Origin of the sequence: Coleofasciculus sp. FACHB-542, assembly GCF_014695825.1 — a bacterium.
GTDB lineage: Bacteria > Cyanobacteriota > Cyanobacteriia > Cyanobacteriales > FACHB-T130 > FACHB-T130.
Map to the genome: position 1 here is coordinate 126504 of NZ_JACJPB010000050.1, position 26809 is coordinate 153312.

General features: G+C 47.7%; 18 protein-coding genes and 1 pseudogene. 12 read left to right on the plus strand and 7 right to left on the minus strand.

Going from position 1 to position 26809, the window contains the following annotated elements; all coding sequences use genetic code 11:
- Window positions 1–661 precede the first annotated feature (661 nt).
- The 3 genes from rpoB to H6F52_RS20410 all read left to right on the plus strand — a co-directional run bounded on the left by rpoB (window position 662) and on the right by H6F52_RS20410 (window position 10248).
- Complete coding sequence (gene rpoB, locus H6F52_RS20400; RefSeq protein WP_190536581.1) at window positions 662–3979, plus strand: DNA-directed RNA polymerase subunit beta; 3318 nt, start codon at window positions 662–664, stop codon at window positions 3977–3979.
- A 92-nt stretch (window positions 3980–4071) separates the two neighbouring features.
- Window positions 4072–5949 (plus strand): DNA-directed RNA polymerase subunit gamma, encoded by a 1878-nt coding sequence (locus tag H6F52_RS20405; protein WP_190425180.1) that lies wholly within the window; start codon window positions 4072–4074, stop codon window positions 5947–5949.
- 225 nt (window positions 5950–6174) lie between these two features.
- On the plus strand, window positions 6175–10248 hold the full coding sequence (locus tag H6F52_RS20410; protein ID WP_190425182.1) for a DNA-directed RNA polymerase subunit beta': 4074 nt from the start codon (window positions 6175–6177) through the stop codon (window positions 10246–10248).
- Window positions 10249–10487: 239 nt separating this feature from the next.
- Here H6F52_RS20410 and H6F52_RS20415 read toward each other — a convergent pair whose 3' ends face one another.
- The gene (locus H6F52_RS20415) at window positions 10488–11711 is read right to left on the minus strand and encodes an HhoA/HhoB/HtrA family serine endopeptidase (RefSeq protein WP_190536582.1); all 1224 of its coding nucleotides are present in this window, start codon (window positions 11709–11711) and stop codon (window positions 10488–10490) included.
- Window positions 11712–11981: 270 nt separating this feature from the next.
- Between H6F52_RS20415 and H6F52_RS20420 the strand changes: the two genes are divergently transcribed.
- Window positions 11982–12347 (plus strand): metal-sensitive transcriptional regulator, encoded by a 366-nt coding sequence (locus tag H6F52_RS20420; protein ID WP_190413957.1) that lies wholly within the window; start codon window positions 11982–11984, stop codon window positions 12345–12347.
- A gap of 85 nt (window positions 12348–12432) precedes the next feature.
- On the opposite strand, the gene H6F52_RS20425 is transcribed toward H6F52_RS20420, so the two are convergent.
- The gene (locus H6F52_RS20425) at window positions 12433–12675 is read right to left on the minus strand and encodes a hypothetical protein (protein ID WP_190536583.1); all 243 of its coding nucleotides are present in this window, start codon (window positions 12673–12675) and stop codon (window positions 12433–12435) included.
- Window positions 12676–14060: 1385 nt separating this feature from the next.
- On the opposite strand from H6F52_RS20425, the gene menH reads away from it, so the two are divergent.
- The 3 genes from menH (at window position 14061) to H6F52_RS20445 (ending at window position 16073) form a co-directional block, all read left to right on the plus strand.
- Window positions 14061–14873: a 2-succinyl-6-hydroxy-2,4-cyclohexadiene-1-carboxylate synthase gene (gene menH, locus H6F52_RS20435; protein WP_190430316.1), complete on the plus strand. Its 813-nt coding sequence runs from the start codon at window positions 14061–14063 to the stop codon at window positions 14871–14873.
- A gap of 314 nt (window positions 14874–15187) precedes the next feature.
- The gene (locus H6F52_RS20440) at window positions 15188–15574 is read left to right on the plus strand and encodes a VOC family protein (protein WP_190536585.1); all 387 of its coding nucleotides are present in this window, start codon (window positions 15188–15190) and stop codon (window positions 15572–15574) included.
- 292 nt (window positions 15575–15866) lie between these two features.
- A complete protein-coding gene (locus H6F52_RS20445; protein ID WP_190413967.1) occupies window positions 15867–16073 on the plus strand; it encodes a hypothetical protein in 207 nt (68 codons plus the stop codon).
- Between the two features lie 117 nt (window positions 16074–16190).
- Here the strand turns inward: H6F52_RS20445 and H6F52_RS20450 are convergent, their stop codons facing one another.
- Together H6F52_RS20450 and H6F52_RS20455 are read right to left on the minus strand one after the other, a co-directional pair.
- Window positions 16191–16895 carry a glycoside hydrolase family protein gene (locus tag H6F52_RS20450; RefSeq protein WP_242029157.1) on the minus strand — a complete coding sequence of 235 codons (705 nt, stop codon included), beginning with the start codon at window positions 16893–16895 and terminating at the stop codon, window positions 16191–16193.
- 2 nt (window positions 16896–16897) lie between these two features.
- The gene (locus H6F52_RS20455) at window positions 16898–17560 is read right to left on the minus strand and encodes an NAD(P)H-binding protein (protein WP_190536586.1); all 663 of its coding nucleotides are present in this window, start codon (window positions 17558–17560) and stop codon (window positions 16898–16900) included.
- A gap of 305 nt (window positions 17561–17865) precedes the next feature.
- On the opposite strand from H6F52_RS20455, the gene H6F52_RS20460 reads away from it, so the two are divergent.
- Window positions 17866–18489, plus strand: coding sequence for a DUF1997 domain-containing protein (locus H6F52_RS20460; protein WP_347276236.1), 624 nt, complete (start codon window positions 17866–17868; stop codon window positions 18487–18489).
- Window positions 18490–18542: 53 nt separating this feature from the next.
- Here H6F52_RS20460 and H6F52_RS20465 read toward each other — a convergent pair whose 3' ends face one another.
- Entirely contained in the window at window positions 18543–19013 is a 471-nt protein-coding gene (locus H6F52_RS20465) for a DUF4079 domain-containing protein (RefSeq protein WP_190536588.1), read from the minus strand.
- 152 nt (window positions 19014–19165) lie between these two features.
- On the opposite strand from H6F52_RS20465, the pseudogene H6F52_RS26530 reads away from it, so the two are divergent.
- Window positions 19166–19925, plus strand: a pseudogene (locus tag H6F52_RS26530) (ZIP family zinc transporter).
- A 72-nt stretch (window positions 19926–19997) separates the two neighbouring features.
- On the plus strand, window positions 19998–21476 hold the full coding sequence (locus tag H6F52_RS20475; protein WP_190536589.1) for an ankyrin repeat domain-containing protein: 1479 nt from the start codon (window positions 19998–20000) through the stop codon (window positions 21474–21476).
- Window positions 21477–21613: 137 nt separating this feature from the next.
- On the opposite strand, the gene H6F52_RS20480 is transcribed toward H6F52_RS20475, so the two are convergent.
- On the minus strand, window positions 21614–21784 hold the full coding sequence (locus H6F52_RS20480) for a hypothetical protein (protein ID WP_190430322.1): 171 nt from the start codon (window positions 21782–21784) through the stop codon (window positions 21614–21616).
- A gap of 707 nt (window positions 21785–22491) precedes the next feature.
- Here H6F52_RS20480 and H6F52_RS20485 point away from each other — a divergent pair.
- Both H6F52_RS20485 and H6F52_RS20490 read left to right on the plus strand, forming a co-directional pair.
- The gene (locus H6F52_RS20485; protein ID WP_190536590.1) at window positions 22492–23538 is read left to right on the plus strand and encodes a PEP-CTERM sorting domain-containing protein; all 1047 of its coding nucleotides are present in this window, start codon (window positions 22492–22494) and stop codon (window positions 23536–23538) included.
- Between the two features lie 197 nt (window positions 23539–23735).
- Window positions 23736–25556, plus strand: a complete 1821-nt coding sequence (locus H6F52_RS20490) for an HTTM domain-containing protein (protein ID WP_190536591.1) — start codon at window positions 23736–23738, stop codon at window positions 25554–25556.
- 225 nt (window positions 25557–25781) lie between these two features.
- Here H6F52_RS20490 and H6F52_RS20495 read toward each other — a convergent pair whose 3' ends face one another.
- Window positions 25782–26702 (minus strand): 2OG-Fe(II) oxygenase, encoded by a 921-nt coding sequence (locus H6F52_RS20495; protein ID WP_190536592.1) that lies wholly within the window; start codon window positions 26700–26702, stop codon window positions 25782–25784.
- Between the last annotated feature and the right edge of the window lie 107 nt (window positions 26703–26809).

Here is a 26809-nt window from a genome sequence, read left to right on the forward strand (position 1 = left end):
GCAGGGAGAACCACGACAGAGACATCCATCCCCCGAAGACAATAACTTTTGGTGGAAAATCTCTTTTCTCCCTTCTGGGTTTCATTACCCCAATTTAGAGGTAGGTGTCAACAAAGAAAGTCAATTTGCGACATAATATTTAAAAGACCCTCTATGAACAGAATTCTTGCGAGCAAACTGGGATGGCTGCCTGCTCCACCTAAACAGACTTCATACCCCTGCAATCACTGTCCTTATACCTGGTAAAGAAGCACTAAATATTATCTTTGAGCAAACAAGCCAAAGCGAACTGCTGGTTCGCGTATAAAACCAACGAAAAACAACCCTGAGACGTTTCCTTCCCTGCTAGTGGGGACTAAACGGCTCATTTTGTTCTTGCCAATCGCTTGTCCTTGGGGACGAGTGAGGCATACTTCGCCGCTACTGCTTACTTTGGCACGAATTCCATCCCGCTAGATGGGAAGGATCTAAAGATGAAGGACGAATTCAAAACCATCAACGATGGAGGACGAATCAATTCAGGATTCATCCTTACTAACGGATGACTTTTGAGTTCTAGACGATCGGGTTGATTGGGAAGTCGGGTCTCCCCACTGGCATTCTTCTTAAACCCCCCCCTTACGACAGGTAATTACCTGAATTCTTTTGCAAGAGGAAAAGCATGACTAATCAGACCTCCACTCCAGTTGCTTACATGTTGCCAGACCTGGTAGAAATTCAGCGAGCCAGCTTCCGCTGGTTCCTGGAAGAAGGTCTGATTGAAGAACTTAACAGCTTTTCGCCGATTACCGATTACACCGGCAAGCTGGAGTTGCACTTCTTGGGCAAAGACTACAAACTCAAGCGACCCAAGTACGATGTAGATGAAGCCAAGCGTCGGGATGCAAGCTATGCCGTACAAATGTACGTTCCGACGCGGCTCATTAATAAAGAAGACGGCACGATTAAAGAGCAAGAAGTCTTCATCGGCGATTTGCCCCTAATGACCGACCGAGGCACATTTATTATTAATGGTGCCGAGCGGGTGATCGTTAACCAAATCGTGCGAAGCCCCGGAGTTTATTACAAATCGGAAACCGACAAAAACGGACGCCGTACCTACTCAGCTTCTCTTATTCCCAACCGGGGTGCGTGGCTGAAGTTTGAAACCGATAAAAACGACTTAGTGTGGGTACGAATCGATAAGACGCGCAAACTGTCGGCACAGGTATTACTCAAGAGCTTGGGGCTTTCCGACTCTGAGATTTTTGATGCGTTGCGTCACCCAGAATATTTCCAGAAGACCATTGAGAAAGAAGGGCAGTTTTCCGAAGAAGAAGCGCTCATGGAGCTATATCGGAAACTACGACCCGGTGAACCACCAACGGTTTCTGGCGGACAGCAGTTGTTGGAATCGCGCTTCTTCGATCCGAAGCGTTACGACCTGGGTCGCGTTGGTCGCTATAAGCTGAACAAGAAGCTGCGGCTCTCCGTGCCGGATACAGTGCGCGTGCTGACCCCAACCGATATTCTGGCAGCGGTAGACTACTTGATCAACTTGGAATATGACATCGGGATTACCGATGATATCGACCACTTGGGGAACCGAAGAGTGCGCTCAGTAGGCGAACTATTGCAAAACCAAGTGCGCGTCGGCTTGAACCGCTTAGAGCGGATTATCCGGGAGCGGATGACCGTTTCGGATGCCGAAACCCTAACACCCGCTTCTTTGGTAAACCCGAAGCCTTTGGTAGCGGCGATTAAGGAGTTTTTCGGCTCCTCCCAGTTGTCCCAGTTTATGGATCAGACAAATCCCTTAGCGGAATTGACTCACAAGCGGCGACTCTCAGCGTTGGGTCCGGGAGGACTAACGCGGGAACGCGCAGGGTTCGCCGTGCGGGATATTCATCCGAGCCACTACGGGCGGATTTGCCCGATTGAGACGCCAGAAGGACCGAACGCTGGATTGATCGGCTCTTTGGCAACTCATGCGCGGGTGAATGCCTATGGATTTGTAGAGACGCCGTTCTGGAAGGTAGAAAACGGACGGGTACTCAAGGAACAAGCGCCGGTATATATGACGGCAGATGAGGAAGACGATCTGCAAGTCGCGCCAGGGGACATCCCGATGGATGTGGATGGATGGATCTTGGGAGAATCGGTAGCGGTGAGATATCGCCAAGATTTCACCACCACGACACCCGACATGGTGGATTATGTAGCGGTGTCGCCGGTGCAGATTATTTCGGTTGCCACATCGTTGATTCCCTTTTTGGAACACGACGATGCCAACCGAGCGTTGATGGGATCGAACATGCAGCGGCAGGCAGTGCCGTTATTGAAACCAGAGCGACCCCTAGTCGGGACTGGCTTGGAAGCCCAGGCGGCGCGGGACTCCGGGATGGTCGTGGTTGCCAAATACGACGGGGAAGTCACCTTTGTGGATGCGACGCGGATCGCAGTGCGGAGTTTCGACGAAACCGGGGAACCCAACGGACAGCAGATCGAGTATGAGTTGCAGAAGTATCAGCGCTCAAACCAGGATACCTGCTTGAATCAGCGACCCTTAGTGTATGAGGGCGATCGCATCGTTGCCGGACAGGTACTTGCCGACGGTTCTGCTACCGAAGGGGGCGAACTGGCTTTGGGGCAGAATATCCTGGTAGCGTATATGCCTTGGGAAGGCTACAACTACGAGGACGCGATCTTAATCAGCGAACGGCTGGTTTACGACGATGTCTACACCAGCATCCACATTGAGAAGTACGAAATCGAGGCACGGCAAACCAAGCTAGGACCCGAAGAAATTACGCGGGAAATTCCTAACGTCGGGGAAGATAGCTTGCGAAGCCTGGATGAAACCGGGATTATCCGAATTGGAGCCTGGGTAGAAGCTGGGGACATTCTGGTAGGAAAGGTGACGCCCAAAGGGGAATCCGACCAGCCACCGGAAGAGAAACTGCTGCGGGCAATTTTCGGTGAAAAGGCGCGGGATGTACGGGACAACTCCCTGCGAGTGCCCAACGGAGAGAAAGGGCGCGTGGTAGACGTGCGCGTCTTCACCCGCGAACAGGGCGACGAACTGCCCCCCGGAGCGAACATGGTGGTGCGTGTCTACGTCGCGCAGAAGCGCAAAATCCAAGTGGGCGACAAGATGGCGGGACGGCACGGTAATAAGGGAATTATTTCCCGGATATTGCCCGCCGAAGATATGCCCTATCTGCCAGATGGAACCCCCGTGGACATCGTGCTCAATCCACTCGGAGTGCCCTCACGGATGAATGTGGGGCAGGTGTTTGAGTGCTTGCTGGGATGGGCTGGTGAGAACTTAAATGTCCGCTTCAAAGTGATTCCCTTTGATGAAATGCACGGAGCGGAAAAGAGCCGCGAATCGGTGCATGGCAAGTTGGAGGAGGCGAGGAAGAAGACCGGGAAGAACTGGCTGTTTAACCCTGATGAAGCCGGAAAGCTCCGAGTTTTTGATGGGCGTACTGGGGAAGCCTTTGACCGACCGATTACCGTGGGCAAGGCGTATATGCTGAAGCTAGTACACCTGGTAGACGACAAGATCCACGCCCGTTCTACGGGACCCTACTCTTTGGTGACGCAGCAACCCTTGGGAGGCAAAGCGCAGCAGGGCGGACAGCGATTTGGCGAAATGGAAGTGTGGGCGCTGGAAGCTTTTGGCGCTGCCTACATTTTGCAGGAGTTGCTGACGGTGAAATCCGACGATATGCAGGGGCGGAACGAAGCGCTGAATGCGATTGTGAAAGGCAAGGCGATTCCGCGACCGGGAACACCAGAATCGTTCAAGGTGTTGATGCGAGAACTGCAATCTCTATGTTTAGATATTGCCGTCCATAAGGTGGAGACGACCGAGGACGGAACCACGGGACACGTAGAGGTTGACTTGATGGCGGATGTGTCAAATCGCCGGACGCCGACGCGACCCACCTATGAATCTCTCAGCCGCGAGGAACTGGAAGAAGACGAAGTTTAATCAATAAAAAATGAAAAATTAAAAATTAAAAATTAGGAATTCTTTAATTTTTAATTTTTCATTTTTAATTTTTAATTGGAGCGCAGCGACAGATGAGACATCAGCTAGAACAGCGGTTTGACTACGTCAAAATTGCTCTGGCATCGCCAAAGCGAATTCAGGACTGGGGGCAAAGAAACCTGCCCAATGGTCAAGTGGTGGGTGAGGTCACGAAACCCGAAACGATCAATTACCGGACGCTCAAACCAGAAATGGATGGCCTTTTCTGCGAGCGCATTTTTGGCCCCGCAAAAGATTGGGAATGCCACTGCGGCAAGTACAAGCGGGTGCGCCACAGAGGTATTGTCTGCGAACGCTGCGGCGTAGAAGTGACAGAATCGCGGGTGCGTCGTCACCGTATGGGCTACATTAAGCTAGCGGCACCTGTGGCTCACGTTTGGTATCTCAAGGGCATTCCCAGCTATATGTCGATTCTGCTGGATATGCCCCTGCGGGATGTGGAGCAGATTGTCTATTTCAATGCCTATGTGGTACTCAGTCCTGGCAACGCGGAGAATCTCAGTTACAAGCAGTTGCTGACGGAAGATCAGTGGCTGGAAATTGAGGAGCAGCTCTATAGCGAAGATTCTACCCTGCAAGGTGTCGAGGTGGGAATCGGTGCTGAGGCGCTGCAACGTCTCTTGCAGGACATTAACTTGGAAGCAGAGGCTGAGTCGCAACGAGAGGAAATTGCCAATGCGAAGGGTCAGAAGCGGGCGAAACTGATTAAGCGCCTGAGAGTGATTGACAACTTCATCGCGACTGGTTCTAAGCCAGAGTGGATGGTGCTGTCGGTGATTCCGGTAATTCCGCCAGATTTGCGTCCAATGGTGCAGCTGGATGGCGGCAGATTTGCTACTTCTGACTTGAATGACTTGTATCGTCGGGTAATTAACCGCAACAACCGCTTAGCACGGCTCCAAGAAATCTTGGCACCGGAAATCATTGTTCGCAACGAGAAGCGGATGTTGCAAGAAGCTGTGGATGCGCTTATCGATAATGGTCGTCGGGGACGGACGGTAGTAGGAGCCAATAATCGACCCCTGAAATCTCTGTCAGACATTATTGAAGGTAAGCAGGGACGCTTCCGGCAAAACCTGTTGGGTAAGCGAGTAGACTACTCCGGACGTTCTGTAATTGTGGTGGGACCAAAGCTAAAGATCCACCAATGCGGCTTGCCACGAGAAATGGCAATTGAGTTATTCCAACCGTTTGTAATTCACCGGCTGATTCGCGGCGGACTAGTCAATAATATCAAGGCAGCCAAGAAGCTGATTCAGCGCGGGGATGCCTCTGTGTGGGACGTGCTAGAGGAAGTAATTGCCGGACACCCGGTGATGCTAAACCGGGCACCAACGCTGCACCGTCTAGGGATTCAAGCGTTTGAGCCAATTCTGGTAGAAGGTCGAGCAATTCAGCTGCACCCGCTGGTATGTCCGGCGTTCAACGCGGACTTCGACGGCGACCAGATGGCGGTTCACGTACCGCTTTCTTTGGAGGCTCAGGCAGAAGCGCGGTTACTGATGCTGGCTTCTAATAACATCCTCTCTCCAGCGACGGGACGACCCATTGTAACGCCTAGCCAAGACATGGTATTAGGCTGCTATTACCTAACGGCAGAAAACCCAGCAGCGACCAAGGGCGCTGGAGGTTATTTCGCCAGCTTGGATGATGCGCTCTTAGCCTATGAGCAGTCTGCGGTAGATTTACACGCCTACATCTGGGTGCGCTTTGACGGGATAGTAGAGAATGATAAACCGGATGCGGAGCCGGAAAAGGTGGAAACCTTAGCTGATGGCACCGTCTGGACAACCTACAACTTCCGTCGAGTGCGGCAAGACAAGGAAGGAAATGTCTTGACCCAATACATTCGGACGACGCCCGGTCGAATTATCTACAATAAGACGATTCAAGAGGCATTGGCAATATAAATCAGTGTTGAGGACGGAGTGATTGAGGATCGGGCAAAGAGTTTTGACTTTCCTCCTCACTCACGTCCTCGCTCCGGTGTTTTGTGTTCGCTTGTTCTGTGTTCGCTCAGTCCGCGAGTTGAATGGCCCTACGCGAATACGCCTCATCGCTCAGTCTTCTTTAAATACTCGTTTTGCGAGTAGAGCGCCGCTACGCTAACAGTCCTTATACCTCAGTCCTAACTTATGGCAGAGCAACCAGAAATCAAAAATATTTTTCATAATCGGATGGTGGACAAAGGGCAACTGAAGAAACTGGTTGCCTGGGCATTTACGCATTTCGGTAGTGCCCGCACCTCCCAAATGGCAGATCGCCTGAAAGATTTGGGCTTCCACTACGCGACTAAAGCGGGTGTCTCGATTAGTGTGGATGACTTGCAGGTGCCGGATTCTAAGCGGCAGTTGCTGGACGCTGCCGAAACTGAAATTCGCTCTACAGAAGCACGCTACACGCGGGGCGAAATCACCGAGGTGGAGCGCTTCCAAAAGGTTATCGATACCTGGAATAGTACCAGCGAAGCCCTAAAGGATGAGGTGGTTCGCAACTTTAGACAAAAAAATCCCCTGAATTCGGTCTATATGATGGCGTTTTCTGGGGCGCGGGGAAATATTTCTCAGGTGCGTCAGCTGGTGGGAATGCGTGGATTGATGGCAAACCCCCAGGGAGAGATTATTGGTCTGCCAATTAAGACGAATTTTCGGGAAGGTTTGACCGTCACGGAATATATTATCTCGTCTTATGGGGCACGGAAGGGATTGGTAGATACCGCTCTACGTACAGCGGATTCCGGCTATCTTACCCGCCGCCTGGTGGATGTGTCTCAGGATGTAATTGTTCGGGAAGTGGACTGCGGCACCCAGCGAGGGATTCGCTTACGCAGCATGACTTCGGACGATCGGGTGCTGATTCCTTTGTCCGATCGCCTGCTGGGTCGCGTTTTAGTAGAAGATGCGGTTCATCCCACCACGGGGGAAGTGGTCATGCCCCGCAATCAGCCCATGTCAGAAGAAATGGGGCTGAACATTGTTAAGGCTGGGATAGAAGAAGTTTTCGTGCGATCGCCCTTGACCTGCGAAGCCGCCCGTTCCGTGTGTCAACATTGTTACGGCTGGAGCCTCGCCCACGGGCATCTCGTGGATCTGGGGGAAGCGGTGGGAATTATTGCCGCTCAGTCGATTGGCGAACCGGGCACCCAGCTCACCATGCGGACGTTCCACACTGGCGGCGTCTTCACTGGCGAAGTCGCGCGACAAGTCCGTGCGCCGATGACCGCCAAAGTGCGCTTCAGCCGAGGGATGCGGACGCGGGGACTGCGGACGCGGCACGGGGAAGATGCCTTGCTAGTGGAATCGACCAATGCGGAATTGATTCTCGATCCGGTAGACAGCACTCAGGAGCAAATCTCGATTCCGCTCACTCAAAATTCCACCCTGTACTGTGTCAATGGCAGCACGGTAACGGCAGAACAGCTATTGGGTGAAGTTGCGATCGCTTCTTCCACTCGCGCCCATACAGAAAAAGCCGCCAAAGACGTTACCACTGACCTGGCAGGCGAAGTGAAGTTTGAAGGTCTGCTTCCAGAAGAAAAAACCGACCGCCAGGGGAACACCACCCGGATTGCGGCGCGGGGTGGTTTGTTGTGGATTTTGTCTGGAGAAGTTTACAACCTACCTCCAGGTGCCGAAGCCGTCGTGCAGAACGGTAAAGTGGTGGATCGCAACGACGTACTCGCAGAAACCAAGTTGGTGAGCGAGCATGGTGGTGTCGTCCGGCTAAAAGCTGATGACGCTGGTTCGCGGGGACGAGAAATTGAAATTATCACCGCTAGCGTGCTGTTAGACCAAGCACGGGTGCGAATGGAAGCGACTCAAGGCCGCGACCATTATGTAATTTATACCGCCGACAATCAGCGCTTTTCCCTGAAGGCCACCCCAGGGACAAAAGTTCAAAACCACCAGGTAGTAGCCGATTTAATTGACGATCGCTATAACACCCAGACCGGGGGAATTATCAAATACGCCGGTGTGGAAGTTGCCAAAAAAGCCAAGGCAAAACAAGGATACGAAGTCATCAAAGGCGGCACCTTGCTGTGGATTCCAGAAGAATCCCATGAAGTGAACAAGGATATCTCCCTCCTGCAAGTGGAAGACGGTCAATACGTAGAAGCCATGACAGAGGTCGTCAAAGATATCTTCTGTCAAACAGCTGGGATAGTGGAAGTAACCCAGAAAAACGATATCCTACGGGAAATCGTGATTAAGCCCGGTGAACTACATTTGGTCGATGACCCAGAAGCAGTGATGGGAACAGATGGATCGCTGTTCTATCCCGGACAGGAAGTTATGCCAGGGCTGACGGTTAGCGAGTTGCGTTATACCGAATTTGTGGAAACCCCTGAAGGCCCTGCATTGTTGCTGCGTCCGGTGACTGAGTTTCACGTTCCCGATGAGCCGAGCGTACCGTCTCAAGCTTCTATTTCTGGAAGGGGACGTTACAAGATTGAGCTGCGGGCAGTTCAGCGGCTTCCTTACAAAGATGGGGAACGGGTGAAGTCCATCGGAGGGCTGGAACTGCTGCGGACGCAATTGGTTCTGGAAATTGGCTATGGAACTGAAAGTGAGAGCAGTTCCGAGAGCCTTGGCGCTTTAGAACTACTGGCGGCGGATATTGAGTTGCTGCCAATTGAAGGAAAGGGAGTTGAAGCAAAAGGCAAGGACGACGAAGAAAGCTCCGCGCTTTCAACCGTAAGTTCTGAACTTTCGCCTCGGACTTCAGAAATGCGTTTACAGCTCTTGGTTTCGGAATCTCTGGTGATTCGTCGGGATACAGCGGCAGATCCACTTTCTGGCAGTACCCATACACGGATTATGGTGACTGACGGTCAGCAGATCGAGCCAGGAGCCGTTGTGGCTCGCACGGAAATTCAGTGCAAGGATGCCGGAGAAGTCCGGGGGATTCGCGCTGGAGAAGCCTCGATTCGCCGGGTGCTGCTGGTTCGGGATACCGACCGGATAAGTGTTGACACGAAAGGCGCTAAACCCACCGTAAAAGTGGGAGCGCTGTTAGTAGCAGGGACTGAGATCGCCTCTGGCGTACTTGCCCCAGAGTCGGGTCAAATTTCCGCCATCTTGGAGGATTCGATCCAGATGCGTCTGGCTCGTCCTTATCGCGTGTCTTCCGGAGCCGTCTTGCATATCGATGATGGAGACTTGGTGCAGCGGGGTGACAACCTAGTGCTGCTAGTCTTTGAGCGGGCGAAAACTGGGGATATCATCCAAGGTTTGCCACGTATTGAAGAACTGCTGGAGGCACGGAAGCCAAAAGAAGCGTGTATTTTGGCACGGCGTTCGGGAACGGCTCAGGTCGTTTACGGACCTCAGCAGGACGCAGAGGAGATTAAAGTCATTGAATCGGACGGCGTCGTGGCTGACTATCCCCTCGGCCCCGGACAGAACGTCATTGTGGGAGATGACATGGTTGTAGAGACTGCGGAGGCGCTAACCGATGGTCCTGCCAACCCCCATGAAATTCTAGAGATTTTCTTTGAGCATTACCGGGAAACGATGGGAGTCTACGAAGCGGCGCTGATGGCGTTGCAGAAGGTTCAGACTTTCCTGGTGAATGAAGTGCAGTCGGTTTATCAATCTCAGGGGATTGATATTTCTGATAAGCATATTGAGGTGATTGTGCGCCAGATGACCTCGAAAGTCCGGGTGGATGATGGCGGCGATACCACGATGCTGCCGGGAGAGTTGGTGGAACTGCGGCAGATTGAGCAAGTGAATGAAGCGATGGCAATTACTGGCGGGGCACCGGCGCAATATACGCCGATGTTGCTGGGGATTACCAAGGCATCGCTGAATACAGATAGCTTTATTTCTGCGGCATCTTTCCAGGAAACGACGCGGGTTCTCACCGAAGCAGCAATTGAAGGCAAATCTGACTGGCTGCGCGGTCTGAAGGAGAATGTGATCATTGGGCGACTGATTCCGGCAGGAACCGGGTTCAATGCCTATGAGGACAGCATCAGCTCAGATGTTGATATGTCAGCATCTGGCTTCGGTTCCGGACTGGATGTTGAGGAGGACGCGCTGGACGTGGTGCTGGATGACCGAACAGCTCGTGCTTACAGCCCAGGTCTTGGATTTGAAGAACGGCCTACTTATGGAATGGGCGGCGCTATCTCTCCAGTTCTTGATGATGACGACGACCTCATTGACGATGTTGAGGATGACGACGACTTTGAGGACGACGACTAGAGAGTAATGAGTACCGAGAACTGAAGAGAGAGTAGAAAGAGGAGATAAAAAGTAGTAAACGCGGTGTGCAACTTTCTGTATTTCTCCCCCTTAAAAAGGGGGTTAAGAAAGTTAAGAAAAAGTTGCAGACGTTAGAAAAGGAATAGAGAATATTCTCTTCTCTATTCCTTTTTACTTTTAATTCACTCAATCCTCAGGTCTCAAGCACTCAGTCCTCACCTCTCAGCCCTCAGCACTAATTAAGACTGTTCTTGCAATTCACCAGCGCGGACGCTAATGGATGTCGCTTGGCTGGCGCGCTGCACCTTCATCTGTATAACCTGACCGACACGGCTATTCTCGACAATTCTCTGCAACTCGGCGGCAGTCTTCACGGGTTGCCCATCAATCTCCAAAATCACATCCCCCCGGCGCATTCCACTTTTGGCAGCTGGGGTATTTGGCAACACTCGCACGACTAGGACGCCGTTGATTTCTGGCACCTGTAGGGGAGCATTGGGGTCGCTGTTGTTTTCAGCCGCTACTTGGGGCGTTAGGGTTGCCATTTGAACGCCGAGATAGGGATGAGCAACTCTTTCTCCACGCGCCAGCTGAACAGAAATTGTTTTGGCTTGATTAATCGGAATTGCAAAGCCTATCCCCATTGCGTCAGCACGAATCGCCGTGTTGATGCCAATTACTTCACCCTGTTGATTTAAGAGTGGCCCACCGGAGTTACCTGGATTAATGGCTGCATCGGTTTGAATGAAATCCAATCGCTTGTCAGGAATCCCCACAGCGGCACTGGAGCGTTTAAGGGTACTGATGATTCCCAAGGTGACGGTGTTATCCAATCCTAGTGGATTGCCGACTGCGATCGCCCAGTCACCCACTTGCACTTCGTTAGAATCTCCAAGAGGTGCCACGGGTAAGTCGCTACCTCCATCGATTTTGACCACCGCCAAATCCGTTACCGGATCGGCACCTTGTACCTTCCCCTCTATTGTGCGTCCATCCTTAAGGGTGACAGTCACCTTATCCGCCTGATTGACCACATGGGAATTTGTCAAAATAATCCCACTCTTGTCAATAATGAAACCAGAGCCTTGACCGCGTAGGCGCTCTTGCATCGGCCCTCTGGGCAACTCTTCACCAAAAAAACGCCGGAAGAAGGGGTCGTCAAACAACGGATCGATGTTACGGTTGACTGTGCGCTCGGTATCAATTCTGACGACTGCCGCTCCTACCCGATTCACCGCTGCGGTGACAAAACTGCCAGTTGCAGCAGTATTGGGAATTCTAGAAATACTGCTTTGCGCTACCAGCTCTGATGCCCCTGGAGTAAGTGCAACTTCTTTGGGAGCAGGGCCAGCCTGAGACGGCAAGACACGATAAGCGCCAAACGCCAAAATGCCTCCTAGAAAGGTGGCAATTACATAGGTACTGACTTGACGCAGAAACCGAAAAAACTTTGGAAATGGCATAGCATCAATTTTCTAGCTTTGTGATGATCTATCTGGTAACAAAAATATCCCTATAGTTATTTTTACAGGTGAAACGACTGAACTTAGGCTCAAGCACTGATGCGGTTTTCCCTACATCTCAAATTTCTATAAACATAAAGACGCATTCTTTGAGACGACACATTAGCGTAAGGGCACGAAGTGGAGTGTAGTACAATTTTTCATCTCTAGAAGAGCAGATACTTAAATAGGCTACGATGTGGAATACAAATGCTGCCTTATTGACTCTCCATGATTGGATCGAATCCGCTAACTGACGAAACCTTGCCCGTCCACGGTCGTTCACATACCCACGAGCATGGGGATGAAGAGTCTCCCCATCATCATGTCCACAGCGAAGAATCACTGCGGCGGGTTGTTAATCGCTTGTCTCGGATTGAAGGACACGTCCGAGGCATCAAAAATATGGTGCAGGAAAGCGAATCCTGCCCCAAAGTTCTCGTGCAGATTGCTGCTGTGCGGGGTGCCCTAGATCGGGTGGCGCGGATAATTTTGGATGAACATTTAACTGAGTGTATTGCCCGCGCAGCTGAAGAAGGCAATATTGAAGTTGAAATTGAAAAGCTAAAAGAAGCTTTGGATCGATTTTTGCCTTAGTTTAGTTAGATTACAAAACTGGCTTCCCTTTGCGTGGAAGCCAGAAAAAAACATTGGTATCGAAGACAACGATATAGCTAGGGATTTACTTATGCTTGTACAGCAACTTATCAACAAGCACCTCTTGGTCGTCTTCACTCAAGCTGTCCCAATCCAGCCCCCGTTCAGCACTCAAGACGCGCATCTGCTGCTCTTTCTCTGTTAACCTATCTGTGCCATTCATCTTTCTTTCCGAGGCGAGGGTGTCCAAGAGTATGGATTTATCCTCCTGTGGCAGTTGTTTAACTAAGTCAATTACCTGCCTAATTGTCAATTCTATCTTTGGCATGATTATTCCCTCGGTAGTTTATGAAATTGATATCTGAAACCACAGCGACAATCATGACGGGGTGGCAGTTGTGGCTGAAATGAAGAAGCGAACATCTACGACACGTCGGGAAGAGCTGATTTGAGATTTTTGATCAAGAGACGCGAAGACACAAAGGCAACTACTATGAAAAGTTCGCAAATTCTTTCAGCTCAACTATTTGTGAGAGTACCACAAGTAAGAAGCTAGCTGCTGTCTCATCCCTTTGGAAAAGGACTAGCGATTCTTCAATTTTTCTTCTCTCAAGGGCTTGTAAATGCTGATGTCTCAAATTTTCAGAATTCAATGTTTTTGGAGGTATTTTTTAGCATAGATAGAATTACGATTTTGACATTTTTACAACTTTTAATTTTGTTAAAGCTATTTTAATGAAGAGCCTTTAGATAATATATTCTTATTGTTTATTTTACTAAATGTAAAAAAGCGAGTTTGAATTTTTTTGACAATAAAAGCCATACAATTACAAACATTGTCTATGTTTTGATTCACCTCCTAAGTTGCTTACACATGGAGAATGTTTAGCTATGCGATAGATTGGCAATTGGCTTTAAACGTAAACCTTTATTTATCACAATATTGTATAAAAACAATATTGTATAAAACTGTTCTTAAATCAGCTTTTACAGGTTGTCGAGTCTACGAGGATCGATTTAAAATGAATTATACATGATTATAAACTATCGGCATTCGTTAACATAGACTGCTTTTTTAATTTGTTTATATTAATAGAACCAACAATTGATATTAGGAACGACTAAAAATAAAATATTTTTTTATATTAATTTATTTTGATAAAGTTAACAAATAAAATAATTACTTTGTTTTTTTTGCTTAAAAAATTTAGCAAAAGAGCAACCTTAAAAATAATAATAATCAGTGAATAAAACAATAACATTTAAATATATACCAAAATATCTTGATTATGTGAAGTCACTGAGATAGGAATAGTTAGTATTTTTTGTCATAGTATTGACTTTTATTAGCCTAATATTGACTTTAGAAACGTAGCATAATTCCCAATAAAACCAATAAGACAATTTAAAGTTTAAGTAAAAAGTAATAAAATATATTAATGTTTTTAGTGATGGCACTATGTTGGGGAAGTTGGAGGAAGCGATCGCACGGTTAACCTGGTGCGATTGCCTCTGTACACAGGGATAGCAAAACCTTCCTAATTCCGGAGTCGGAATTGCCAACGAATAGAGCAGCATAAATTCTACTGCATTGCTTGTAGCTCCAGTCAGGATAGCGATCGCAACTGATAGTGTTGGTGACAGAGGATGCGATCGCTATCCTGACGTGCATTACGATTAAGCAAATCAGATTTGAGCAAACAGTTGTAGAGGATGACGTTTGATTATCAATTTCACTATTCTTTGAGCGGTAGCGCAGATAAACCGATAATCCTGTTTTTACATGGCTTTATGGGTGACTGCAACGAATTTAATCAAGTTATCTCATTTTTGTCTGACCAATTTTGTTGTCTTGCTGTTGACCTTCCAGGTCATGGACAAACTAAGGTTATGGGTGGAGACGAGTGCTATGAAATGGCAAATACTGCCCAGGCTTTGCTCAACCTGCTAGAACAGTTAAGCATTGAAAAATGTTTTTTGGTTGGCTATTCGATGGGTGGACGATTGGCTTTATATTTGACCCTTCATTTCCCCGAACGTTTTCCTAAAGTTGTCTTGGAATCGGCATCTCCTGGGTTGAAGACCGAAGAGGAACGATGGAAGCGACTCCAGCGGGATCTAGAATTATCGCAGGAATTAGTAACGATTGATTTTTCAGAATTTTTAACAAATTGGTATCATCAGCCGCTTTTTGTTTCTCTCAAAAAACATCCGAAATTTGAGCAGATAATAGAGTCTCGGCTACAAAATAATCCCTTTGAATTGGCTAAGTCCCTAAGTAATTTGAGTACTGGATGCCAACCTTCTTTATGGGAAGCGCTCAAACAAAACCAAAATCCTATGCTTTTGCTAGTAGGTGAATATGATAACAAGTTTAGAATCATTAACTCAGAAATGGCGAAACTGTGTAAAGCAGCTAAGGTTAATTTAATTAGTAATTGTGGGCATAATATTCATGTAGAAAATCCAAGAGTATTTTTTGACAAAGTTAGCCAGTTTTTAGCTAAACCTGTATCAATTCAATAATATTTGTTAAGGTAATGCTTACCCTAAATACCATTTGGGTTTTGAGGCGCTGCCTTAACGCTCCCTCAATCGGGCTTAAAAAGGAAAGCTAAGAAATTTATATGTTACAAACAAAATGATAAATACCCCGCCTCCGCTTTTAGGTAGGAGGCTGGGGCGAGATTCTAAATGATAGCTATTTAAACCAATTTTATATTATAAAAAATACGGTAATTTGCAGCTTTAATTAGTTTAAATTATTAATTTGCCTTTTCCGAAGTAAAGTATTATCAGAAATGTAGTTTATTGGTTGCCGTTGTGCGGAATTTCATTTTATGGAAACAATAGGAATTCATCATGCCGCGATTATTTGCTCTAACTATGAAAAATCTAAAAAGTTTTATGTAGAGGTTTTAGGATTCTCAATTATCCAAGAAACCTTTAGAGAAGAAAGAAATTCTTACAAATTAGATTTGAGAGTTGGTCGCGGCGATCAAATTGAGCTTTTTTCATTTCCTAATCCTCCTCAAAGATTAAGTCACCCTGAAGCTTGCGGATTGAGGCATTTAGCGTTTGCTGTCAAAAATATAGATGAAGCTGTTTACTATTTAAAAAACCAAGGAGTGCAGGTAGAAGATATTAGACTTGATGAGATGACTGGCAAGCAGTTTACATTCTTTAGCGATCCAGACGGATTACCTTTAGAAATCTATGAAAAATAGCTTTATAGGCGCTTAAACTTATGTTGGCTAATCAATACTTGGTTTTTCTCTGACATCAAGCTCTCAAGGAGCTTTTAAGCTTAAGAAAATTATCACTGCTTTGGCAAACGTTGTTAAGTTTTTTTCTTAAAAACTTAACAACGTCCGGAAAAAAAGGAGCAAAAGCAAGGGTTTCTACGGAGAAAGGCGATCGCATTCATCAAAAGTCCCTTAAAAAAACGGTGGGAACAGTCTATTAATTCAACTATCTATAGTAATAGATTGTTCGACCTCACCTCCTTTGGAGTCCGCCATGAATCTCCACCGCCCAGCTTTGTGCTTACTACCCGGTTTCAAAAAAAGTACAAGCAAAGGTTTCACAACCTTTGACTTAATCGCTCATATTTTTCTAATTGGGCTGGTGGTAATGGCTATGCCGATTTTTTTCAACACGTCAGCTCCAGAAGGAGGTGTTGCCTCTTCTAACCGCAAAACGTTGCTGATTCGGATGAATTTCTAGGAAGTCTACGTTACAAACAATGAGGGAAAGATATCTTAGGGCAAGCTGAAGAGTGTGATGGATACTAAAGTTCACTGAACTAGATTAAATTTGGAAACCCGCACTCGCGTCGGTTTTTTATCCATAAGTTTGTAGCTCTTCTTTTAGCATTTGCTCATAAATTTCTGGCAACTTCCCACTCATAGAGTTGGTTTCTATCCCATAGCCCAGACTTGTCCAAGTGCCAGATAGCAGCCGCAACACCTTTTTTAGTTTCCCTTGACGCAGCAACTTGGAAATGTCTACTTTCCAGGCTTTCCGGTCACTCAGCCACGCATAAACTACAGCGTCCTGAAATTGTGGCTCAAAGCTATAAGAGTGCCAAAACATAAATTCTGAAGGCTGCGGGTGATAGCGCTGAGCCTTCTCAAGCCACGTCGTGTTGAGCATCTGATAGCGACCAGCAGCAGTAGAACATTTTCCCGTATTAGGGCCAACACCAATCGGGATGCACATCTGGGGATGCTGGCTGAGGTCTTGGACATACTGACCGCCATAGATGACCCGATAAGGCTGGGCAACATTTGCTTCACTAGCAGAAATTGTCCGCATCAAGGCACGGATATAAGGATCGCCCCCTTGCATTGCCAAGGGAGCGGTACCGTTTCCGTTCAGTGGAGCCACCGACGAGTTTCCGTAGGAGAAGCCGCGATCGCGCAGCTGCTCCCAGTCTTTAAGATAAAGCAACAAGCACAGCACCGCCGTCATGCTCAGCATCCCGATGAGAAAACTCCCGATCGCTGAAAACATCCCGGCGAGAAAACGCCCGATGGCTGAGAACATAATTAGGCCACACTGGCAAACATCTGCTCCCAGCTTTTTTCAGGAGCCTCTGCCTTGGTAATGATTTCAACAATTTTATTGCGAGCCGATGGTTGAAATAGCGCTTCGACACACACTTTCGCGACCTTAGTACGGGAAATGCTGCCACTTAAAGACAGAGTGTCAGCCTTGTACATAGCGATTGGCTCTGAGTTCTCTTCGTTTTTAAGACCTCCCGGTCGCACAATTGTGTACGTCAACCCGCTTTTCTGAATATATTCCTCTGCTTGCTTCTTCCACACCAGAATCAGCCAGAACAGATTCAGCGGATGCAAAAATTGAGAAGCACCAATTGAAGAAACCAGCACAAAATGCTCGATTCCCTTTGCCTTGGCGGCATCCACTAGATTTTTCGTGCCTTCGTAGTCCACCTTGTAGGGTCCAGTCGGATCAAAGCCGGGGCTAGCACCTGTGGCGCACAGTAGAACCGTACTATCACCTAGGGCACAAGAGAGGCTTTCTGGCTGTAAAACATCGCCAACTACCAATTCAGCGGCATCTGGTAGAATCTGCCTAGCTTTTTCGATGTCTCGAACTAACGCTCGAACAGGTATATTCCGCTGCACCAGCTCTTGTACAATCCGACGACCTGTCTCCCCCGTTGCCCCTGCTACAAATGCTTTCATTCATTTCTCCGTAAATTACCCGTGTCCAGTCTTTAGAATCGCAAGCTATGCTGAGTGGACAGAGAATTTTTTTTGGTTGGCAGTAAACTCTAACTTTTTAATTGTAGAAACTCAAAGGCGTTGTCGTCTTTTGTTGAAGAATTAGAATTTATGGAAACAATTCAGCCCATTGTGGGAATCCTGTATATAGAAAAACGGCAACCAGCGCAGGAGAGCAGGTGATGCAGTCGCAATTCTACGATCGTCAACCGTTTGAGGTACCGTTTGAGGTTAACTCAGGAATGTTGAATCCAGTATCCAGTCTCATGGATGCCGACAACGCAGCCATAGAAGCCGCGAGTACAAATGAAACGACTCGATTTCATACTCACTTTGAGAGCTGCATGGAGATGTATGCCGATGCCGAAACGGTTGCTAAGTATCTAGATACTCACCACGGTTGGTTCTGCCGCTGCGCTCACCCCATGCAAGTAGAACCCCTAGGAGAGAATGGTTACGCTTTGGTAATCGGGCGTTTTGGTGCGTTTGGTTATGAGGTGGAGCCAAAAATTGGCTTAGAACTGTTGCCACGGGATCAAGGTGTTTATCGAGTTCGGACAGTACCCGTTCCGAATTACGTGACTCCAGGCTATGACGTTGACTATGAGTCGGCGATGACATTAGTGGAAGTACCGGCAGATAGATTCGCCCCACATCAGGTATCTGCGATTACCTATGTTGAGTGGCATCTGGACTTGTCCGTTTACATTCAGTTTCCCAAGTTTATTCACAAGTTGCCTAAGTCTGTGATTCAAAATACAGGCGATCGCCTCTTGGCTCAAATTGTGCGACAAGTTTCTAAGTCCCTCACCCCCAAAGTGCAGGAAGACTTTCACGCCAGTCTGGGTTTGCCCGTGCCTAAAAAAGCCAAGAAAAGGGCTAATGGCTAAATCCCTAATGGCTAATGGCTAATTGCTATTAGCCATTAGCATCCTCCCAAAGGCTACATCTTGCTGATGATCCTTTGCAAAATTTCCACACCGCTGACAGCTTGCCAGCCAAACAGTCCCAAAAGCACAACATTTAAAAAAATGTGACTGTAACGCGCCCAATTGTGACCTTTTTGCATATAGGGAGAGAGTGCAGCAGAAACTGCTATCATCCCCGTCATGCCTAAGCCTGCTAGCAGGTGAGGTCCGACAAAGAGTTTTCCATTATTGATATAGGTAACGCCCATGCCGATCAGCGTGCCTATCACCATCAACGCCAACAGCAATGAACCAACTTGGTAATGCCGGACGTTAAACCTGCCTTTGATTAGCTCTTTTTTGGCGTCCCCTTCAGCACTGCGAGTGCGTCGAACTAGAATCCCCAGATATAGGGCATAGAGGGATGTGCCCAGTAGCACCCACATCAAGGCGGGGTGAATAAAATTAAGCCAGGGTTTAATCGATACGGGGATTTCCAAGCTCATAAGATTCGGCTCATTAAGGAACTTTATAAAACTTATCATAATGGCTGTCTACCTTTGGGTAGTCGTCATGACTGCACCATAACCTCTGATGATTGAGTAGTAGAAAGTCTGCTGAACATTGCAGGGCTGGGATTTGCTAGGGAGGGCGTCTGATGTTGCCAGTCTGGTTACAGGCAGGTTTCTGGGGTTTGGTGGGGGGATCGGCGCTGCTATTGGGAGCCGGGTTGGGATATTTTGTGCAAATTTCCCCACGAGCGATCGCAGCCGTGATGGCTTTCGGTGCCGGGGTGCTAATTTCGACGCTATCTTTTGAGCTAATGGATGAGGCTTATCAGCGGGGTGGCTTCGATTCAACAGCAATTGGTTTCGTAAGCGGTGCTGCTGTCTACACAGGAGCAAACTGGTATCTGAATTATCAGGGTGCCAAGCATCGCAAGCGCTCTGGCAACCAACAAAAATCTCTTATAGGAGGCGAGTGGGAGCGGTTTAGCGATCGCTATCGGTGCCCTGCTTGATGGCATTCCGGAATCAATTGCGATTGGCGTCAGCATGATTCAAGGAGGAGTTGTTAGCTGGGTGACGGTAGCAGCCGTTTTTCTCTCGAATCTTCCCGAAGGACTCTCCAGCGCCGCTAGCATGAAGAAAGCAGGTCGTTCAGCTTGCTATATCTTTGGCGTGTGGGCAGCGATCGCGATTCTTTCTGGTATCGCAGCGCTTTTGGGCGATGTCATCTTCAGTCACTTCTCTGAAGAAATTATCGCCGCAACTACCGCCGTGGCAGCAGGCGCAATTCTGGCAATGATATCAGACACCATGATTCCAGAAGCTTTCGAGCAAGCCCATGATTTTGCTGGACTAATCACCGTTGTTGGCTTCCTCGTTGCCTTTGTCCTCTCCAAGCTTGGGGGTTAAGCGACACCCTCCTCTCAAAAGTATAATTTGAGGTGAAGTTGGCAATGCTGCGGAGGGGATCGGGCAACAGCGGTGAGTGCAAATCAAGACTTAATTAGGGCGGCGAAGCGGGGAGAAATTCAGCGGGTAAAAGCGCTAATCACCGCTGGCGCTAATGTCAGTGCGACAGACCGGGAGGGCACTACTGCTTTGATGTTTGCCGCCCAGAACGGCTACACCGAGATTGTCAGACTTTTACTGGACGCTGGTGCAAACGTCAATCAACTTAGACAACGATATCGCCTGACGGCTTTGATGATAGCGGCGGCAGCGAATCAGATTGACGTGGTTAAAATGTTAGCTTCCATTGGAGCTGATGTGAATGCCGCCAACGAGGATGGCAGCACAGCGCTGATGGTGGCGGCGCTGAAAGGTCATGCTGACGTGGTGCAAATCTTGCTGGATGCGGGTGCCCAAGTCAATGTCAAAGACAACGTTGAGGATACGGCTTTGATGTTGGCGGCGCAGGAGGGCAAAACTAGGGTGGTGCAAGCCTTGTTAGATGCCGGTGCTGAGGTGAATGGGAGGAGAGAGAATGATGGCGTCTCTCCCTTATTTCTTGCTGCTGGACTCGGACACGCTGACACAGTGCAGGTTTTGTTAGACGCAGGGGCAGATGCGAATGCCGAAACCAAGGATGGTAGAAGCCCGCTGAGACAAGCTGCGGAGTTTGGTCGTTTAGAAGTGACTCAGCAGTTGTTAGCGAAAGGCGCTGATGTGAATGCGAAAGACAAAGAAGGTGAAACGGCTTTAACTCTAGCAATCGATCGAGTTCATCCGGAGGTAGTGAGAGCATTGCTGGAGGGCGGTGCCGATGTGAATGCTCAAAACTCGGATGGCGGAAGCCCGTTGATGGCTGCGGCAGCGATCGCTAACACGGATATTGTGACGGCGCTACTCGATCGCGGCGCGGATATCAATGCCAAAGATAAAGATGATGAGACCGCTTTAAACTTTGCCGTTGTCGAAGGTCATGCTGATGTTGTAGAAATTCTCCTCAACCGAGGGGCGGATGTCCAGTCGCGAAATAAGCTGGGCGATACCGCTTTGATGGTGGCAGCATTGCATGGTCAGACGGCGATTGTGGAAGCTCTGTTAAGAAAGGGCGCGAATTCTAACGCGGGGAATCTGGGTGAGACAGCGTTAACTGTGGCAGCATTGCAGGGGCACGCTGACACGGTGAAAGTGCTGCTGGAGGGTGGGTCTAAGCCCAATACACGAACCAACGACGGGAAATGTGCGCTAATCAAGGCAGCTGAGCAGGGGCACGCGGGGGTGATGCAAGGGCTACTCTCGTTGGGAGCGGATATCAATCTTCAGGATGATGCTGGTGCGACTGCTTTAATGTGGGCGGTCCAGCGGGGTCATGCGAATGCCGTGCAGGTATTGCTGAAAGCTGGTGCGGATGTGAATTTGAAAAACCGGGGTGGCTACACGGCTTTGGCGATCGCCCAAATGAATCGAAACCGGGAGATCGCGCGATCGCTCAAAGCATCTGGGGCTGTAGATTAACGCTTAAAAGCCTGTAGATGGTGCCAAGGAGTAAGGAAGTAGAGTGCAAGGCGGCGACACGCGATCGCGTGCCCAGCACTCTTACAGCATTTGTTGTAGAAATCTCTGCGAATCAATATTAAGCGGTAAATCGCTAATCAATTAGTGTGGAATGCTACTTTTCCATAACGGCTTCCCCTGCAATGCCGCTGAATCAAGACGACACTCCCTGTAGCAAGCTGAGGGATCGTTTTAGCACCCGGATCGGTGTGAGCGATCGCGCGATCTTCGTGTAGTTGTAGTTTGGGTTGAGGAACGAAACCCAACACACAGAAGCATTTGTTAAGCTTCGCTCCTTAATTCAACCTACCTTTGCTTTGAATTTTTAGCTTCTTCGTGAACCGTATTAGAAACTGCCTCGGCAACCGATTGTAAGTAGCCAGAACTGGCTGCACAAGAATCATCTGGGCTTAAATACACAACATGAGTGGGAACTCAAACGAGTCTGCGGTGTTCTATCTGTTTGAGGATGGCGTAAGCGATGAAAACGCTTTAAATCTCGCACTGAAAAACAGCGATCGCCTTCTTAAAAAGCATCAATCATTTACGTGGAATCCTCATAGATTGTAAAGTAACGATAAAGAAAAATGCCTATTTATTTAAAGCTACCAATAATTTACGTATAAACCCTGATATTTAATTTTAAGAAACTATAAACATAATCCATTTTTATATAAATTTATTATGAAGCCTCAGTATAAACACTTTGCTTTAAATTAGAAGCTAACAAACTGCTTCGTTTTAACTAGGTAAATAAACTAAGTAAAATCTTCATCAGTAGAATCATGAAGTAGCGATAAAGAGCGTTGCCTTTTTATTTAAAGATATCGAGAAACTACTGAGAATCTATTGTGGCTTAGAGGAGCCACTGATATATTGCGTACATTAGCTGAGCGTGAAATATGCAGGGCTAAAGAAAAAGCATTATCTACAAACGCCAATTTAATCTTGTGTCTTAACCAAGGAGATTTCATCGATGAAAGTAACTTCATTTTTACCTTCCGTTTTAGCAGCAGCTGGCATTGCTATTACATCCTCTTTTCTAGTACCAAGCTCGGCACAAGCCTTCGGCATATCTTTTGGTTCCACCAGTCAATCTTCTAATAACCCTGCCACTGGCGCATCAGCTTTTGTAGACTTCAGTTTTATTCAGGAAGGAAACAACGTTCGGCTTGGGCTGGATATCACCAACACTACTGGTCAAAGTATTTTCGGCGCTGGAGCCACTCAGTCTAAACTGACAGGTGTTGCGTTCGATCTCCTGGAAGGTTTGTCCGTAGTTAGCAACTCCTACATAGGCAGCAGTTTCTTCCCTACACTGTTACAAAACGTTAATTTTACCCCTTTTAGTAATCAAGTCGGTGACTTTAGCGTTGGTGTTGCTGATAACGGTAACTTTGAAGGTGGCAATGCTAATGGTGCCCTTCCTCAGGGCGGCAATACGTTTGTCAGCTTTTTATTAAGTGGTACAAACCTCGTTGCTGCCACACTTGAAAGCCAATTCCTGGCTGGATTTCAAAATAACACCCTTCAGGCGGCAGTTCGCTTCCAGCAGGTAAATGCTGGCGCTGGGAGTGACAAATTGCTAGGTGGTACTATTGTCGGCGGCACCACCGGCGGCGATACCACTGGCGGCGATACCACTGGCGGCGATACCACTGGCGGCGATACCACTGGCGGCGGCACCACTGGCGGCGATACCACTGGCGGCGATACCACTGGCGGCGATACCACTGGCGGCGATACCACTGGCGGCGATACCACTGGCGGCGATACCACTGGCGGCGATACCACTGGCGGCGATACCACTGGCGGCGATACCACTGGCGGCGATACCACTGGCGGCGATACCACTGGCGGAGACACCACTGGCGGCGACACCACTGGCGGCGACACCACTGGCGGCGACACCACCGGCGGCGATAATGGTGGTTCAACAAAGGTACCAGAACCAGGCACTGTGGCAGCTCTAGCCTTAATGGTTGGAGGACTGAGAGTAGTGCGCCGTCGGAAATCTAACTAAACCATTCATTGATTGAATAGTCATTGTTTCGGTAAGCGATGGGGGTTGGAAGTTTGGTTGAACTTCCAACCCTAATTTTTGCTAACAAGGTGCCTTTGCATCGGTGGCACTGTAATTCGGATAATGGATGGCGATTTTGGCGACTTTTATAGAGATTTTAGTTATAACCGAATTGTCAATTAAGGGGCTAACGTTCTATGTTCTCCAAGGAGAAAAAATTTAAAAGTGGCTTTGAGAGGAAACTAGAGGAACTGTTTGGGTTAGACTTGCGATCGCTCGCTTTATTTCGCATCGGGCTAGCGTTGCTCGTCGTTACCGATCTGATTAATCGTTCTAAGGATCTCAAAGCTCACTACACTGATTTTGGCATCCTTCCCCGCGCCCCACTGGTTGAACAATTCTTAAATCCTTGGTTCTGGTCAGTACATTTATTCAGCGGACAAGCTTTATTTCAAAGTTTTCTATTCTTATTTGCTGGATTTATTGCCTTTGCACTGTTAATCGGTTATCGGACAAGATTTGTCACTATCGTATCCTGGGCACTCTTGGTTTCCCTTCATAGTCGAAACCCGATGGTACTCAGTGCTGGAGACATCGAATTTCGCTTGTTGCTATTTTGGGCAATGTTTTTGCCGTTAGGGGCGTGTTATTCGGTGGATAGCGCCCTTAATTCATCCTCAAAAGCTTTGCCGGAGCGCATTTTGTCCGGTGCAACGGTCGCCTTGACACTACAAATCTGCTTTGTCTACTGGTTTACATGGGCGCTGAAGTCCGATCCGATCTGGTGGAAAGAAGGCAGCGCCGTTTATTATGCCTTGAGCATCGATCAGTTTGCGACCCCCATCGGTCAATTTTTCTTAGGATTTCCGCCGCCACTGCTCGTCTTTTTAACCTACACCACGCTGGGGATTGAGTTATTAGGGCCATTTTTACTGTTCATCCCCATCCGTACCAGCTTTTTCCGCTTGTGTGCGGTGGCGACATTTATCCTGTTACATCTCGGTTTTGGACTAGGACTAACCCTCGGTCTTTTTCCCTTTATCAGCGCGATCGCTTGGCTAATTTTCATCCCTAGCGAGTTTTGGAATGGGATCTCTCAGCGCCTGCAAACTCCGCAACGTCAGGGACTCAAAATCTACTATGACGGAGAGTGTGGTTTCTGTAAAAAGACGGTATACCTGATCCGCACCTTCTTAGTATTGCCAGGAACGCCACTGCTTTTAGCTCAGGATGACCCGGAAATTTTCGCGGACATGAAAACTCACAATTCCTGGGTAGTGGTCGATTGGGAAGGATACAAACATTTCAAATTTAAAGCGATCGCCTACGTCTGTCACTTATCACCCTTACTTAGACCTCTGAGTCCCTTGTTGGAATGGCGTCCTGTCTTGTCTGTGGGTACGAAAGCCTACGAAATCATTGCCAACAATCGCCGCGCCGCCTCTAAAGTCACGACTCCTTTAAAGTTTCGTCCTCTGGAAGTGCGTTCTTCGTTGTTAACAGATATTATCGCCTTCCTCTTATTGCTTTGCGTCTCTTTGTGGAATCTCAGGACGATTGCTCCCTCTATCTTTAAGCTGCCAAGCGTGGTTAATTGGGTGACGCTTGTGTTGAGATTAGACCAAAAATGGAGTATGTTTGCTCCCTATCCACTTAAAGATGATGGCTGGTATGTCATTCCAGGTCAGCTTAAAAATGGCACCGAAATAGATGTTTTTAAAGATGGCACACCTGTAAGCTGGGAAAAACCACGTCTTGTGTCTGCGACTTATCCAAACGAGCGTTGGCGCAAATACATGATGAATCTTTGGAGCAAGGACAATTCCAAATATCGTCTTTACTATGGGCGATATCTTTGCCGCAATTGGAATTCTCAGCACCAAGGGTCACAGCAGCTTGATACCTTTTCTATTTATTTTATGCGCGAAAATACCCTGCCAAATTATCAAACCCCAACGGTAAAAAAGGTTCGCATTTGGAAGCATTCCTGCTTTAATCCATCCCCAGAAGATAACTAAGCTGATGTGCATTTGGAAATGCACATCAGCCTTATAGTATGCGTTTTTTCGTCGCGTATACACTGGGAGTATTCTACGTTTACCAGAATTTATCTAGACCCTGGAGGATGCAGCTACAAAAACGTAGCCTGACGGAGACAGGCTAATTCTTTAAATGGTCAATTAACCGGACTTGATATTAGACCGCGAAGGCGGTCTTTGTTCGTGTAGCTGCGACTTTAGTCGTTACGCATTATTTACTTGACGACGCACCCAGCCATTAATGGTGAATCGACTGTCTGCGAAAGCTTTAGAAGGACAAACCACAGGCAAAACTTCGTGTAAATAGCGGCTCAGGAAAAACACAATGCTGTTGTTTTTCGGTTCAACTGTTTTAAACGAGTCTGATTGTACGTAAAAATTGTTTTCCACCTTACTGTCGTAAATCAGTAACTCTCCACCAGAAAAGGGTTTTGGCTCGCGATAAAAGTAATAAACATAAGTTAATTCTCTAGTGATAGTTTCAGTGCTGCCATTATCGTTATGAATTTTGAAATAATTCCCGTCATTATGGGAAGTTAACTGACTTTCAATATCGGAAACTTTAAAAGAAGGTATCCCTAGCTTTCTGAAGACATTTGGGAGAATCGCTTTAATTCGATTGACTACCAATTCAGAAAATTCAGGGAAGTAATAGAGAACCATTGATCGACGATAGTCAGCCTCGTTTGTTGAAGTGCTAGTAGAAACAAAGTTTGACTCTTGTTCCCAAACGTAATTAAGTAAGCGGTTCTTTTCCTCCAAGGTTAAGAAATTATCAATTTGCACATATTCAGAAGGTAAAATATTTGGTAAAAAATCTACAGATTGAAGTGGTGGCTCTTCTATTGGCGGCAAGTTTTGTTGCACGTACAGGGGCGGTTCCGTAACGATGCCAACCAAGCGATCGCTCGGAAAAGACAGAGCCGCATGACCCTCATTGATGGGAATCTGAAATAAACAAGAAAATACCGCTTCCTGTTTTTGGGATTGAGCCACAATTGTTTTCAGCAGACTGTGGAGTACGGGTGAATCTGACTTGAGATAAATGGTGTACTCATGTCCTCCCGTTAGGAGAAGCTGAACTTTTACATCCTGGACGTTAGGCTGCTGTGGAGCCGATTGCATAAACGTTTCCTCTTCGATGTTGAAAAATTGAAGAAACTATCTTTGGGCTTTCTCCCTAGCTTCAGAGCAATTTTAACCAGTCGGTGCGATGTATTGACTGGTACCGA

Coding starts and splice junctions, on each gene's coding strand:
- rpoB (WP_190536581.1), top strand. CDS start 662: ATGACTAATCAGACCTCCACTCCAGTTGCTTACATGTTGCCAGACCTG.
- H6F52_RS20405 (WP_190425180.1), top strand. CDS start 4,072: ATGAGACATCAGCTAGAACAGCGGTTTGACTACGTCAAAATTGCTCTG.
- H6F52_RS20410 (WP_190425182.1), top strand. CDS start 6,175: ATGGCAGAGCAACCAGAAATCAAAAATATTTTTCATAATCGGATGGTG.
- H6F52_RS20415 (WP_190536582.1), bottom strand. CDS start 11,711: ATGCCATTTCCAAAGTTTTTTCGGTTTCTGCGTCAAGTCAGTACCTAT.
- H6F52_RS20420 (WP_190413957.1), top strand. CDS start 11,982: ATGATTGGATCGAATCCGCTAACTGACGAAACCTTGCCCGTCCACGGT.
- H6F52_RS20425 (WP_190536583.1), bottom strand. CDS start 12,675: ATGCCAAAGATAGAATTGACAATTAGGCAGGTAATTGACTTAGTTAAA.
- menH (WP_190430316.1), top strand. CDS start 14,061: ATGACGTTTGATTATCAATTTCACTATTCTTTGAGCGGTAGCGCAGAT.
- H6F52_RS20440 (WP_190536585.1), top strand. CDS start 15,188: ATGGAAACAATAGGAATTCATCATGCCGCGATTATTTGCTCTAACTAT.
- H6F52_RS20445 (WP_190413967.1), top strand. CDS start 15,867: ATGAATCTCCACCGCCCAGCTTTGTGCTTACTACCCGGTTTCAAAAAA.
- H6F52_RS20450 (WP_242029157.1), bottom strand. CDS start 16,895: ATGTTCTCAGCCATCGGGCGTTTTCTCGCCGGGATGTTTTCAGCGATC.
- H6F52_RS20455 (WP_190536586.1), bottom strand. CDS start 17,560: ATGAAAGCATTTGTAGCAGGGGCAACGGGGGAGACAGGTCGTCGGATT.
- H6F52_RS20460 (WP_347276236.1), top strand. CDS start 17,866: ATGGATGCCGACAACGCAGCCATAGAAGCCGCGAGTACAAATGAAACG.
- H6F52_RS20465 (WP_190536588.1), bottom strand. CDS start 19,013: ATGAGCTTGGAAATCCCCGTATCGATTAAACCCTGGCTTAATTTTATT.
- H6F52_RS20485 (WP_190536590.1), top strand. CDS start 22,492: ATGAAAGTAACTTCATTTTTACCTTCCGTTTTAGCAGCAGCTGGCATT.
- H6F52_RS20490 (WP_190536591.1), top strand. CDS start 23,736: ATGTTCTCCAAGGAGAAAAAATTTAAAAGTGGCTTTGAGAGGAAACTA.
- H6F52_RS20495 (WP_190536592.1), bottom strand. CDS start 26,702: ATGCAATCGGCTCCACAGCAGCCTAACGTCCAGGATGTAAAAGTTCAG.